The organism is Geodermatophilus sp. SYSU D01180, from assembly GCF_054050415.1.
Map to the genome: position 1 here is coordinate 1 of NZ_JBJGZH010000021.1, position 13,154 is coordinate 13,154.

12 protein-coding genes are annotated in these 13,154 nt (G+C 74.9%); 8 read left to right on the forward strand and 4 right to left on the reverse strand.

What is annotated here, in order from left to right:
- Positions 1-104 precede the first annotated feature (104 nt).
- The 3 genes from ACI8AA_RS17575 to ACI8AA_RS17585 form a co-directional block, all read right to left on the reverse strand.
- On the reverse strand, positions 105-1,202 hold the full coding sequence (locus ACI8AA_RS17575; protein ID WP_457045683.1) for a spore photoproduct lyase family protein: 1,098 nt from the start codon (positions 1,200-1,202) through the stop codon (positions 105-107).
- 65 nt (positions 1,203-1,267) lie between these two features.
- Positions 1,268-3,244 (reverse strand): potassium transporter Kup, encoded by a 1,977-nt coding sequence (locus ACI8AA_RS17580; protein ID WP_457045684.1) that lies wholly within the window; start codon positions 3,242-3,244, stop codon positions 1,268-1,270.
- A gap of 84 nt (positions 3,245-3,328) precedes the next feature.
- Positions 3,329-3,682: an ArsR/SmtB family transcription factor gene (locus tag ACI8AA_RS17585; RefSeq protein WP_457045685.1), complete on the reverse strand. Its 354-nt coding sequence runs from the start codon at positions 3,680-3,682 to the stop codon at positions 3,329-3,331.
- Between the two features lie 102 nt (positions 3,683-3,784).
- On the opposite strand from ACI8AA_RS17585, the gene arsM reads away from it, so the two are divergent.
- The 3 genes from arsM to ACI8AA_RS17600 are packed head-to-tail and all read left to right on the forward strand — an operon-like array spanning position 3,785 to position 6,059.
- Positions 3,785-4,528 carry an arsenite methyltransferase gene (gene arsM, locus ACI8AA_RS17590; protein WP_457045686.1) on the forward strand — a complete coding sequence of 248 codons (744 nt, stop codon included), beginning with the start codon at positions 3,785-3,787 and terminating at the stop codon, positions 4,526-4,528.
- Positions 4,525-5,655 carry an ACR3 family arsenite efflux transporter gene (gene arsB, locus ACI8AA_RS17595; protein WP_457045687.1) on the forward strand — a complete coding sequence of 377 codons (1,131 nt, stop codon included), beginning with the start codon at positions 4,525-4,527 and terminating at the stop codon, positions 5,653-5,655. Before arsM ends, arsB begins: the two co-directional genes overlap by 4 nt.
- A complete protein-coding gene (locus tag ACI8AA_RS17600; RefSeq protein WP_457045688.1) occupies positions 5,652-6,059 on the forward strand; it encodes an arsenate reductase ArsC in 408 nt (135 codons plus the stop codon). The genes arsB and ACI8AA_RS17600 overlap by 4 nt, the downstream gene beginning before the upstream one ends.
- A gap of 25 nt (positions 6,060-6,084) precedes the next feature.
- On the opposite strand, the gene ACI8AA_RS17605 is transcribed toward ACI8AA_RS17600, so the two are convergent.
- Entirely contained in the window at positions 6,085-7,554 is a 1,470-nt protein-coding gene (locus ACI8AA_RS17605; RefSeq protein ID WP_457045689.1) for an aldehyde dehydrogenase family protein, read from the reverse strand.
- A 193-nt stretch (positions 7,555-7,747) separates the two neighbouring features.
- Between ACI8AA_RS17605 and ACI8AA_RS17610 the strand changes: the two genes are divergently transcribed.
- The 5 genes from ACI8AA_RS17610 (at position 7,748) to ACI8AA_RS17630 (ending at position 12,426) form a co-directional block, all read left to right on the forward strand.
- The gene (locus tag ACI8AA_RS17610; RefSeq protein ID WP_457045690.1) at positions 7,748-8,641 is read left to right on the forward strand and encodes a TauD/TfdA dioxygenase family protein; all 894 of its coding nucleotides are present in this window, start codon (positions 7,748-7,750) and stop codon (positions 8,639-8,641) included.
- A 128-nt stretch (positions 8,642-8,769) separates the two neighbouring features.
- A complete protein-coding gene (locus tag ACI8AA_RS17615; RefSeq protein WP_457045691.1) occupies positions 8,770-9,744 on the forward strand; it encodes a glycine betaine ABC transporter substrate-binding protein in 975 nt (324 codons plus the stop codon).
- 1 nt (position 9,745) lies between these two features.
- Positions 9,746-10,954, forward strand: coding sequence for a quaternary amine ABC transporter ATP-binding protein (locus ACI8AA_RS17620; protein WP_457045692.1), 1,209 nt, complete (start codon positions 9,746-9,748; stop codon positions 10,952-10,954).
- A complete protein-coding gene (locus ACI8AA_RS17625; RefSeq protein ID WP_457045693.1) occupies positions 10,951-11,886 on the forward strand; it encodes an ABC transporter permease in 936 nt (311 codons plus the stop codon). Before ACI8AA_RS17620 ends, ACI8AA_RS17625 begins: the two co-directional genes overlap by 4 nt.
- Positions 11,887-11,952: 66 nt before the next feature.
- Positions 11,953-12,426 (forward strand): flavin reductase family protein, encoded by a 474-nt coding sequence (locus ACI8AA_RS17630; RefSeq protein WP_457045694.1) that lies wholly within the window; start codon positions 11,953-11,955, stop codon positions 12,424-12,426.
- Positions 12,427-13,154: the final 728 nt, after the last annotated feature.

Here is a 13,154-nt window from a genome sequence, read left to right on the forward strand (position 1 = left end):
GCGGGCACGGCCATCAACTTCACCCCCCCGCCCCCCCCCCCCCCCCCCCCCCCCCCCCCCCCCCCCCCCCCCCCCCCCCCCCCCCCCCCCCCCCCCCCCGGACCTCACGTCCAGTAGAGGAAGCGGGCCTGCGGGAGCCGGTCGGCGACGGCGGCCTCGAACCAGGGGCGCAGCTCCGCCATCGTCTCCTTCGGGTAGACGTGCTTGACCGAGCCGAACTTCCCGCGCTTGAGCGTGCGCCTCGACTCGTCCATCTCGAGCCTCGTCCGCGGGTACCAGTCGAGCAGCGTCTCCTTGCTGTCCGGCGTGAACCGGTGGGTGATGCACTCGACGGTGAGGTCGGCGTCCGCCGGCAGCGCCGCGGCGACGGCGTCGAGCAGGGCGCCGTACTCCTCGCGCCAGCCGTCCACCGGCATGATCGGCGCGATGGTCAGGCCGACCGGGTAGCCGGCGCGGGCGACGGCGGCCAGCGCGGCGACGCGCGCCTCGACCCGGGCCGTGGCGCCCTCGAACCGGCGGGCCACCGGGGCGGCGTTGAGGCTGAACCGGAGCCGGGTGCGCCCGCCGTGCGGCAGGCCCAGCAGCGCCGCGACGTCGTCGAACTTGGTCGTCGCGCGCAGCTGCACCGGGCCGGGCCACGCGTGGGTGCCGAAGTGCTCGACCATGCGGGCCAGGCCGCCGGTGAGGTGCTCGATCGCCAGAGGGTCGGTGTAGCAGGACGCCTCGAACGTCGTCCCCTCGCCGCCGCGCTCGACCGTGCCGGAGGTGACGTGCCCCCGGCCGACGTAGGCGTCGAGGCCCTCGAGCACCTCGTCGAGGTCGGCCCACACGCGGGTGATCGGCGGGCCGGACAGCGAGCCGGCGAGGTAGCAGTACTGGCAGTGCGCGGGGCAGCCCTCGGCCAGGTCGAGCCGGAAGTCCGCCGACGGCGGGATGGGCTGCAGCCGGCGCTTGGACGGCGGCGGGACGACCAGCGCCATCGTGTCCTTGGCGGCCATGAACGCCGCGCGGTCGTCGTCCCCGCGCAACGAGGGCAGCCGGTCGCCGGGCAGCAGGTCGATCGCGTCGACGCCGGCGGCCTCGAGGCGGCGCAGGACGCGCTGCCCGTGCGGGCGCTCGGCGGCCGAGCGTGTGACGAGGACGCGCCTCGGCGTCCACAGGCGGGTGGGGGAGGGGGCCCCGGGCAGGGCGGGCGCGGTCATCACCAGGGAGAACGCCCTGGTGGGAGCCGTGCTGCCGGGTCGCCGGGTGAGGTGGGACACGCCGCTCAGACGTCGACGGGGCTGCCCATCGTCACGGTGCGGTCGACCGGCAGGCCGAAGTACGCGGCGGGGTCGGCGGCGTTGCGGGCGAGGCCCAGGAACAGCACCTTGCGCCACCGGGCCATGCCGGGTGTGCGGGTGCGCCGGATGGGCCCGCGCGAGATGAAGTAGGAGGCGGTCTCCTCGTCGACCGAGTCCGACTCGAGCAGCCCGGCCCGGCACGCCCGGCGCAGCGCCGTGGGGAGGTCGGGGTCCTCGGAGAAGCCGTACCGCACGGTGAGGTGCTGGATGCGGTCGTCGGCGTGCCCGAGGTCGTCGACCTCGAAGCGCCGGGACAGCGGCACGTGCGGCACGGTGGCCGAGACGGCCGAGACGATCACCACGTCCTGGTGGAGGACGCCGTTGTGCCGGACGTTGGCCCGCAGCGCCAGCGGGGTCGTGTCCTTGCCCGGGTGCAGGAACACCGCGGTGCCGGGCACGCGGGGGATCCCCCGCCGGTACAGGTCCTCGACGAACTCCGACAGCGACCCCTCCTGGTGCCGGCGGTTGCCCGCGACGATCTCGCGGCCGCGCCGCCAGGTGGTCATGACGGTGAAGACGGCCAGGGCGATGGCCAGGGGGAGCCACCCGCCGTGCGCCACCTTCGAGAGGTTGGCGGACAGGAAGGTGAGCTCCAGGCCGCCGAAGACGGCCGCGGCGAGGCCGAGCCGCCAGGCGTCCCAGTGCCACAGGACCCGCGCGACCAGCAGCATGAGCACGGTGTCGACCACCAGCGCCCCCGTGACCGAGACGCCGTAGGCGGTGGCGAGCCGCTCGGAGGAGCGGAACGACAGCATGACGACGAGCACGCCGACGAACAGCAGCGCGTTGACGCCCGGCAGGTAGATCTGCCCCGCCTCGGTCCGGGAGGTCTGGCGGACGGTGACCGGGGGCAGCAGTCCCAGCTGGACCGCCTGGCGGGACAGCGAGAACGCGCCGGAGATGACCGCCTGGCTCGCGATGACGGTGGCGGCGGTGGCGAGCAGGACCATCGGCACCCGGCCCCACGACGGCAGGAGCAGGAAGAACGGGCTGGACACCGCGTCGGGGTGCCGCAGGATCAGCGAGGCCTGCCCGAGGTAGTTCAGCGTGAGCGCCGGGAAGACGACGAGGAACCAGGCGCGCAGGATCGGCGGCCGGCCGAAGTGGCCCATGTCCGCGTAGAGGGCCTCGGCGCCGGTGATGACGAGGACGACGGCGCCCATCGCGACGAACGCGATCCCGGGGTGCTCGGCGACGAAGAGCACGGCGTAGGTGGGCGACAGCCCCGCGAGCACGCCGGGCTCGGCCAGGACGCCCCGCAGGCCGGCGACGGCGAGGGCGGCGAACCACAGCAGCATGACCGGCCCGAACAGCGCCCCGACCCGCCCGGTGCCGAAGCGCTGGACCGCGAACAGCCCGACGACGATCACCGCGGCCACCGGCACGACGAGGTGCCCGAGCGCCGGCGCGGCGACGCGCACCCCCTCGACCGCGGAGAGGACGCTGATCGCGGGCGTGATCAGCGAGTCCCCGTAGAACAGCGACACCCCGACGACGCCGATGACCACGAGCGCCGTCGTCCTCCTCGCCCGACCGGCGTAGAGCCGGCGCGCCAGCGCGGTGAGGGCCATGACGCCGCCCTCGCCGTCGTTGTCGGCGCGCATGAGGATCCCGACGTACTTGACCGACACGATGATCGTGACCGACCAGGCCATCAGCGAGACGACGCCGTACACGTCGGCCTCGGTCGGCCGGACGGCCCCGCCGTCGATGGAGAAGACCGTCTGCAGGGCGTACAGCGGACTGGTCCCGATGTCGCCGAAGACGACGCCCAGCGCGGCGAGGACCAGGGCGCGGGTGCCCCCGTGGCCGGCCGCGCCGGCGGCCGTGGACCCGGACGGGAGGCGCGGCGGGACGTCCCCCGCGGTCGGGGGTCCGGTGGAGGCCGGCCCGTGCGTCACCCGGCACCTCCCGGTCCTGAGGTGATCCCCGACCGAGAGTCTCCGCCCGGACGGGGCGCAGCGCCCGATCGAGGAGCGCCGGGCTCAGGACGCGGTGGTCGTGAGGACCGCGGCGACGGAGTCCAGGGCCCCGGGCACGAGGGCGTAGTAGGCCCACACGCCGCGCTTCTCGCGGGTGAGCAGGCCGGCGTCGACCAGGACCCGGAGGTGGTGCGACACCGTCGGCTGGGACAGGCCGAGGGGTTCGACGAGGTCGCAGACGCAGGCCTCGCCGCCGTCGTGGGCGGCCACCAGCGACAGCAGCCGGAGCCGCGCCGGGTCGGCGATCGCCTTGAGCGTCCCGGCCAGCGTGGCGGCGTCAGCGGCGCTCAGGGGGGCGCGGACCAGCGGCGCGCAGCACGCGTCCGTCCCTGGGGCGAGCGGCAGCGACGTCGTCACGGCGCCAGTGTCGCACCGGACATCCACGGACGTCGATATCGACAATCGTCGATGCCCGTGGCACCGTCCTGTCATCGACGCCCATCGATGTGTGGAGGAGCCATGGCCGGGACCGAGGTCGACCTGCGGGAGCAGGTCCGGGCGCGCTACGCCGCGGCCGCGCAGGAGGTCGGGGGCGGCTGCTGCGGCCCGGCGGCCGGGGACGACGGGCGCTTCGGCGCCGGCCTGTACGACGCCGCGGCCACCGAGGGGCTCCCCGGCGAGGCCGTGCTGGCGTCGCTCGGCTGCGGCAACCCGGTCGCCGTCGCCGACCTGCACGAGGGGGAGCGGGTGCTCGACCTCGGCTCCGGCGGGGGCATCGACGTGCTGCTCTCGGCCCGCCGCGTCGGCCCCACCGGCTTCGCCTACGGCGTCGACATGACCGACGAGATGCTCGACCTCGCCCGCGCCAACGCGGCGGAGGCCGGCGCGACGAACGTCCAGTTCCGCAGGGGCACCATCGAGGACCTCCCGCTCGAGGACGCGAGCGTCGACGTCGTCATCTCCAACTGCGTCGTGAACCTGTCGACCGACAAGCCCGCGGTGCTCGCCGAGACCTTCCGCGTGCTCGCCCCCGGCGGGCGCATCGGCATCTCCGACGTCGTCGCCGAGGACTCCGTGACCCCGGCCGAGCGGGCCGAGCGCGGCTCCTACGTGGGCTGCATCGCCGGCGCCCTGTCCCGGTCCGAGTACCTCGAGGGCCTCGCCGCGGCCGGCTTCGCCGACGCCTCGGTGACCTTCACGCACGAGGTCGCGCCCGGCCTGCACGGTGCGATCGTGCGGGCCGTCAAGCCCGCGGCCGCGTGAGCGACGTCGTCGCCGAACGCCCCCGCGCGGGCACCGGCCCGGGGGCGCCCGTCCTCGCCCGCCTGTCGACCCTGGACCGCTTCCTGCCGGTGTGGATCGCCGCCGCCATGGCGCTCGGCCTGGCGCTGGGCCGCTGGGTGCCGGGGCTGGACGACGCCCTGTCGGCGGTCGAGGTGGGCGGCGTCAGCCTGCCCATCGCGATCGGCCTGCTGCTGATGATGTACCCGGTCCTGGCCAGGGTCCGGTACTCCGAGCTGGACCGGGTCACCGGCGACCGCCGGCTGCTGGCGGCCAGCCTGGCGCTCAACTGGCTGGTCGGCCCGGCGCTGATGTTCGTCCTTGCCTGGGCGCTGCTGCCCGACCTGCCCGAGTACCGCACCGGCCTGGTGATCGTGGGCCTGGCCCGGTGCATCGCGATGGTGCTGGTCTGGAACGACCTGTCCTGCGGTGACCGCGAGACCGCCGCCGTCCTGGTCGCGGTCAACTCGGTGTTCCAGGTCGTGGCCTTCGCCGCGCTGGGCTGGTTCTACCTGCAGGTGCTGCCGGGCTGGCTCGGCCTGCCGACGACGTCGGCGGAGTTCAGCGTCGGGGCGATCGTCGTGTCGGTGCTCGTGTTCCTCGGCGTCCCGCTCGCCGCCGGCTTCCTCACCCGCACGCTGGGGGAGCGGGCGCGGGGCCGGGGCTGGTACGAGGAGCGGTTCCTGCCGCGGATCGGTCCGGTCGCGCTGTACGGGCTGCTGTTCACGATCGTCGTGCTCTTCGCACTGCAGGGCGACGCCGTCACCTCGCGGCCCTGGGACGTCGCCCGGATCGCGCTCCCGCTGCTCACCTACTTCCTCCTCGTGTTCGGCGGCAGCTTCCTGCTCGGCATGCGGCTGCGCCTCGGCTACGCCAGGACGGCGACCCTGGCCTTCACCGCCGCGGGCAACAACTTCGAGCTGGCCATCGCCGTGGCGATCGGCACCTTCGGCGTCACCAGCGGGCAGGCGCTGGCCGGCGTGGTCGGCCCGCTCGTCGAGGTGCCGGTGCTCGTGGCGCTGGTGTACGCAGCCCTGTGGGCCGGCCGGCGGTTCTTCCCCGGTGACCCCACCGCACCCCGTCCCCTCCTCCCAGGAGCAGTCCGATGACCTCCCGCCCCAGCGTCCTGTTCGTCTGCGTGCACAACGCCGGCCGCTCCCAGATGGCCGCCGGCTGGCTGCGCCACCTCGCCGGGGACGCGGTCGAGGTGCGCTCGGCCGGCTCCCTGCCCGGCGACCGGGTCAACCCCTCCGCCGTGGAGGCGATGACCGAGGTCGGGATCGACATCACCGACCAGCGGCCGAAGGTGCTCACGACCGAGGCGGTCGAGGCCTCCGACGTCGTCATCACCATGGGCTGCGGCGACGCCTGCCCGGTCTTCCCCGGCAAGCGCTACCTCGACTGGGAGCTCGAGGACCCGGCCGGCAGGGGCGTCGAGGCCGTGCGGCCCATCCGCGACGAGATCGAGCGGCGGGTCCGCGCGCTGGTCACCGAACTGGTGCCCGCCCGCTGACCCGCCCGGCGCGACGGGTCGGAGCTCAGCCGAGCCAGCCGCTGCGGCCCGGCGACCGCCGCCGCCACACGTGCTTGAGCTCGCGGTACTCGGCCAGCCCGGTGGGCCCGAGCTCCCGCCCGACGCCGGACTGTCCGCGCCCGCCCCACTCCGCCCCGGGGACGTACGGGTGGTAGTCGTTGACCCACACCGTGCCGCAGCGGAGGGCCGCGGCCACCCGCTCGGCGCGCTCGTCGTCCCCCGTCCACACCGCGCCGGCCAGGCCGTAGGCGGTGTCGTTCGCCAGCGCGACCGCCTCCTGCTCGTCGGTGAAGGTCTCCACGGTGAGGACCGGCCCGAAGACCTCCTCGCGGACGACGGCCATCTGCCGCCGGCACCCGGTGAGCACGGTCGGCCGGTGGAAGAAGCCGTCCCGCAGCGCCGGGTCGTCGGGACGGCGCCCTCCGGCGGCCAGGACGGCGCCCTCGGTCAGGGCCCCGGCGACCATCTCCTCCGTCCGCGCCCGCTGCGCCGCCGAGATCAGCGGGCCCGACTGGGTGCGTTCGTCCCGCCCGTCGCCCAGCCGGATCGCCTCCGCGCCGGCGGCCAGGCCGGCCACGACGGCGTCGTGCACGTCGGCGTGCACGACCAGTCGCGAGCCGGCCGAGCAGACCTGTCCCGCGTGCAGGAACGCCGCGTACAGGGCGTTGTCGACCACGACGTCCACGTCGACGTCGGGGAAGACGACGTTGGGGTTCTTGCCGCCGAGCTCGCAGTGCACCCGCTTCACGGTGTCCGCGGCGGCGCGCAGGACGGCCCGGCCGGTGGCGGTGCCGCCGGTGAAGCTGACCAGGTCGACGCCGGGGTGCGCGACCAGCGCCGCCCCCACCTCCCCGTCGCCGAGCACCAGGTTGGCCACCCCGGAGGGCAGGCCGGCCTCGGCCAGCAGTAACAGCAGGTGCGCGGTGGTCAGCGGGGTGAGCTCGCTGGGCTTGACCACCGCCGTGCAGCCGGCCGCGAGCGCCGGCGCGAGCTTCCAGGAGATCTCGAGCAGCGGGTAGTTCCATGGCGTGACCAGCGCGCACACGCCGGCGGGCTCGGCGACGACCCGGCTGTCGACCCCGGGGCCGGCGTCGACGGACCGGCCGACGTCGACGACCGCGAGGTCGGCGTAGTACCGCAGCACCGCGACCACGTCGTCGACGTCGGCCCGGCTCTCGCGCAGCGTCTTGCCGGTGTCGCGGGTCTCCAGCAGCGCGACGTGCTCGCGGTCGCGGACCAGCAGGTCCGCGGTGCGGTGCAGCAGCGCCGCGCGCTCGGCCGCCGGCGCACCGGACCACTTCCCGGACTCGAACGCCGCACGAGCGGCGGCGACCGCGCGGTCGACGTCGCCGGGCGTGGCGGCGTCGTGCGCGACCACCAGCGACCCGTCGAACGGGTCGAGGACCCGCAGGACGCGACCGGAGCGGGCGTCCTGCCACGTCCCGTCGATGAACAGCGAGCCGGGCACGGACACGGCGGGACCCCTCGTCGTCAGGAGGCGGGAACACCCGCTACGGTAATCCCCATGCAGTCGGTCGGGATTGTGCGGATTGCGCTCGTCGAGCGCCGGCACGTCGACCTGCTGCGGTGCGCGAGCGCGCTCTGTCGGGCCTGAGTCCCGTCCTCGGCCCCGTCCGCCCGCCCGCACGCACCCCCGGAGACCTCGCATGACCCTGCTCGCTGCTGCCCCGACCACGCCCGCCGACCTCGACGGCGGCGTCCTCGACCTCGAGCGCCTGGAGCCGACCATCGGCGCCCGGGTCCACGGCGTCGACCTCGCCCGTGCCACCGATGAGCAGGTCCGGGCGATCCGGGCCGCGCTCGCCGAGTACAAGGTGCTGTTCTTCGCCGGCCAGCACGACCTGCACCCCGACAGCCAGGTCGTCCTGGGCCGCCGCCTGGGCGAGGTCACCGAGTCGCACCCGGTCGTCCCGGGCGTCGACGAGGAGCACCCGGAGATCTACGCGCTCGACAGCGCGACCGGCGGCTTCGCCGACATCTGGCACACGGACGTCACCTTCGTGCGCCGGCCGCCGCTGGGGTCGGTCCTGCGGGCCGTCGTCCTCCCGCCGACCGGTGGCGACACCCAGTGGGCCGACCTGGAGCTGGCCTACCGCTCGCTGTCCGAGCCGGTGCAGCGCCTGGCCGACCAGCTCGTCGCGGTGCACGACGGCACCCGCGAGTTCGGCTACTACATCGCCCAGCGCGAGGAGCGCACGAAGTGGGAGGGAGAGGAATACCGCGCCCTCGTCCCCGTCTCGCACCCGGTCGTGCGCGTGCACCCCGAGACCGGCCGCAAGGGGCTGTTCGTCAACCCCGGCTTCGTCTCGCACATCGAGGGCGTCTCCGACGCCGAGAGCCGGTACCTGCTCGACCTGTTCTACGCGCACATCACCAAGCCGGAGCACGTCGTGCGGCACCGCTGGTCGGTCGGCGACGTCGTGATGTGGGACAACCGGTCGACGGTGCACTACGCCAACCGCGACTACGGCGACCAGCGCCGTGTCATGCACCGCATCACCCTCCGGGGCGACGCCCCGGTCGGGCCCACCGCCGGCTGACGCCGGCCGCCGCCCCTCCCCGACCGATCGTGGTACGAGGCGCAGGCTCCTCCAGGGGGCCTGCGCCTCGTACTGTGCCCACACCTGCTGCGGCCCGTCAGGGCCCACGTCCCCAGGAAGAGGACCCCATGCAGCACTCCACCCTCCGCCCCCGCGCCTCCGCCGTGGCGCTGACCGCCCTCCTGACCGCAGCCCTCGCCGGGTGCACGAGCGAGGAGGCGGGCTCCGGCGCCAGCGGCGGCGGCGGCGGTGGCGGTGGCGACGGCATCACCGTCCAGACCGCCCAGTTCAGCTGGACCGCCGCCGGCCTGACCAACGGCATCCTGGGCGAGATCGCCGCCGACAACCCCGACCTCGGCGTCGCCTCGCTGGCGACCACCCAGCTGGACCCGGCCGCCGCCTGGGCCGGTGCCGCGCGCGGCGACATCGACCTGCTCACCGAGGTGGCGCTGCCCAACCAGCAGGAGCTGGCCGACTCGGCCGCCGACCGGGTCGAGATCGTCTCGGAGACCTACGGCGACGCCGCGCAGGGCTGGTTCGTGCCGGCCTACGCCGTCGAGCCGGGCGGGCCGCTGGAGGGGCTGACCAGTGTCACCCAGCTCAACGACTACGCCGAGCAGCTCGGCAACAAGTTCTACGACGCCGACCCCGGCTACATCACGACCGAGCAGAACGCCAAGCGGCTCCAGGGCTACGGCATCGAGCTGGAGCACGTGGTCTCCAGCGAGGCCGCCGAGCTCGCGCAGCTGGAGAACAGCTACAGCCGCGAGGAGCCGATCGTGCTGTACCTGTACCACCCGCACGCGGTGTTCGCGCAGTACGACATGGTCCAGCTCGAGGAGCCCACGCCCTACACCGACGGCTGCCTCACCGAGGGCGACGGCGCCTGCGCGATGCCCTCCTACAGCGCCAACATCGCCGCGAGCGACGAGCTGCGGGAACAGGCCCCGGGCTTCGTCGAGCTGCTGACGAACTTCCGCATCTCCGTCGAGGAGATGGAGGAGATGCAGAAGCAGGTCGACGTCGACGGCGAGGACGTGGCCACGGTGGCGCGCGAGTGGGTCGACTCCCACGGCGACCAGATCGACGAGTGGATCGGCTGACGTGACCGCGCCGGTGCTGCGCGTCTCGGGCCTGACCAAGGTATTCGGGGCGCGGGAGCAGGAGGCCCTGCGGCTGGCTGGCGAGGGGCTCGGGCGGGACGAGATCCTGCGGCGCACCGGGGCGACGCTCGCCGTCCACGACGTGAGCTTCGCCGTCGAGCGCGGTGAGCTCTTCGTCGTCATGGGGCTGTCGGGCTCGGGCAAGTCCACGCTGGTCCGCCTGCTCAACCGGCTGATCGAGCCCAGCGCCGGCACCGTGGAGGTCGAGGGCCGGGACCTGCGGGCGCTCGACGACGCGCAGCTGCGCGCGGTGCGCAACGAGAAGATGAGCATGGTCTTCCAGCACTTCGCGCTGATGCCGCACCGCACGGTCCGGGAGAACGCCGCCTACGCGCTCAAGGTCCGCGGCGCGAGCGCGGCCGAGCAGCGCGAGCGGGCGGACTGGGCGCTGGGGACGGTGGGGCTGCTCGAGCGGGCCGAGGCCCGGCCCGTCGAGCTGTCCGGCGGCATGCGCCAGCGCGTGGGCCTGGCCCGCGCGCTGGCCGCCGACTCGGAGGTGCTCCTCATGGACGAGCCGTTCTCCGCGCTGGACCCGCTGATCCGCCGCGACATGCAGGACCTGCTGGAGCGGCTGCAGGCGGAGCTGGCGAAGACGATCGTGTTCATCACCCACGACCTCAACGAGGCCATGCGGCTCGGCGACCGGATCCTCATGCTCAAGGACGGGCGGACGGTCCAGCTCGGCACCGGGCCGGAGATCATCTCGGCGCCCGCCGACGACTACGTCGCCGACTTCACCTCCGACGTCGACCGGACCCGGGTGCTCACCGCCGGCGACCTGCTCCGCGAGCCCCGGCTGACCGCCCGGCTCGGCGACCCACCCGGCGACGTGCTCAAGGCGCTGGGTGCGGCGGAGGCCACCGGCGTCTACGTCCTGGACGACGGCGGGCGCATCGCCGGCGTCGCCCGCGACGACCTGCTCGCCCGCGCGGCGCAGGAGGGCCGGCCCGCCCTCGGGCCGCGGGAGCTGGTCCCCGACCACGCGACCATCGCCGCCGACCGCCCGGTCGTCGAGTTCGTGCACTTGGTCGGGCGGCACCCCGTGCCGCTCGGCGTCGTCGACGACGACGGGCGGCTGCTCGGCGTCGTCCCGCGGGCCGCGGTGCTCGACGCGCTGTCGGCCGTCCCGGTCCGGGGGAGGCGCCCGTGATCCCGCACATCCCGCTCGGCCAGTGGGTCGCCGACCTCATCGACTGGCTGCTCGAGACGGTCCCGTGGCTGTTCGACGCCATCTCGAACGTCATGCAGGTCCTCGTGGACCGGCTGACCGACGTGCTGGTCTCCCCGCCGCCGGTGGTGTGGATCGTGGTCTTCACGGTGCTCGCCCTGCTGCTGCGCGGCCCGTGGCTGGCGCTGTACACCGTGCTGGCGTTCCTGCTGGTGGTGTCGCTGGAGCTGTGGGTCGAGACGATGCAGACCCTGGCGCTGGTGCTCGTGGCCGCGGTCATCGCCGCCGCGATCGGGATCCCCCTCGGGATCCTGGCGGCCCGCTCGCGGGCGGTGAGCATGACGGTCCGGCCGGTGCTGGACTTCATGCAGACGCTGCCGGTGTTCGTCTACCTCATCCCCGCCGTCTTCTTCTTCGGCGTGGGCGTCGTGCCGGGCGTCGTGGCGACCATCCTGTTCGCCATCCCGCCGGGCGTGCGGCTGACCGAGCTGGGCATCCGGCAGGTCGACCGCGAGGTGGTCGAGGCGGCGCAGGCCTTCGGCGCCCGCCCGGGGCAGGTGCTGCGCGAGGTGCAGCTGCCGCTGGCGCTGCCGTCGATCATGGCCGGCGTCAACCAGGTGATCATGCTGGCGCTGTCCATGGTGGTCACCGCCGGCCTGCTCGGCGCGGCCGGCCTGGGCGCCGTGGTGGTGCGGGCGGTCACCCAGCTCGACGTCGCCAGCGGCTTCGAGGGTGGCCTGGCCGTCGTCCTGCTGGCCATCTTCCTCGACCGGCTGACCGCGTCGTTCGGGCAGCAGACCGCTCTGTCGCGGGCGTTGCGCCTCCGCCGGCGGCCCGCCGAGCGGGCCCCGTCGGCCCGGACCGCCGAGCCCGAGGTGGCGTCGTCACCCACCGGCGCGCGCGTGACCACCTGACGGCGGCCGTACCCGCCCCGGCGGTCAGCCGGTCAGGAGGTCAGCGACAGAGCGCGCTGTCGTGCGGTGCAGGTCGACGCCTTCCGGGAGGTCATGGCCGGGGTGGCGACGCCGGTCGCCGTCGTGACGACGCTGACCGGCGACGGCCCGCACGGGACCACGGCCAGCTCGTTCGCCTCGCTGTCGCTGGCCCCGCCGATGGTCATGGCCGCGCTCGACCGCTCGTCGGGCCTGCTGCGCCGGCTGGCGGTGGGCGCGCCGTTCGGCGTCGACGTGCTCGGCAGCCACCAGGCGGAGCCGGCCGGGGTCTTCGCGCGCCGGGGCGAGGACGAGTTCGCCGGCGTCGAGTGGGCCCAGCACGGCGGGGCGCCGCGGCTGGCCGGCTGCCCCGGGTGGCTCGGCTGCGAGGTGACCGAGCTGGTCCCCGGCGGCGACCACGTGATCGTGCTGGCCACCGTCCGGCACGCCGCGGCGGGCGCGGGGGCGCCGCTGACCTACCACGGGCGGCGGTTCGGGACGCACGCGCCGGCCGCGGCCTGACCTCCGCTGGTCCGCCGGCTCGACGGCAGAGCCGCCACGCCCGCACCAGGAGGATTGACGTGGGGCCGCGGGTGGGTACCGCTGAGGACCAGCGACGGGTCAGGTTCTCGCTCCACAGCGGAGGGTCGCGGGATGGCTCAGGAGCGGCGTGCGGCGCCGGAGCGTCGTGCGGCGCCGCGGGCCGCTGGTCCACGGCTCAGCGCCTCTCGTCCCACGCGGACCGTCGGCTCGTCGCGGACCGGCACGGCCGCAGCCACGCGGACGGCCGGCAGTGCTGATCGGGCCGAACGGGTCCGTCCTGACGCCGGACACGGCCGGGACGCTCGCGCGGTCACCGAACGACGTGCCGACGCCGGCGCCCGCGTGGCGAAGCCACCCACCGAGCGCCGACGGCGCTCGACGAGCGCCGAGGACCACCTGACCGGTGGCAGGCCGGAGGTGAGCCGCGCGGCCGGGGCGCCCGGCGGACCGGCTTCCACCCCCGACGGTGGCCGCACACCGAGCTCCGGCCGGCCTCGGTCGCACTCCCACCCCGCCCTCCGTCGCACGGGCACGACTCGGCAGTCTCCCGGTGTCGCCGCCATCCTCTCGGCAGAGTGGCGCCGCGCCCGTGCCGCGCTGGACGGGCTCGGCGCACGTCCGGCGCGGGCAGTCCGGCGCACGGTCCGTCGGTTGTCGTCCCGGATCGCCGCGGCCTTGGACGGCCTCGCCGGCCGCGGCGGCGGAAC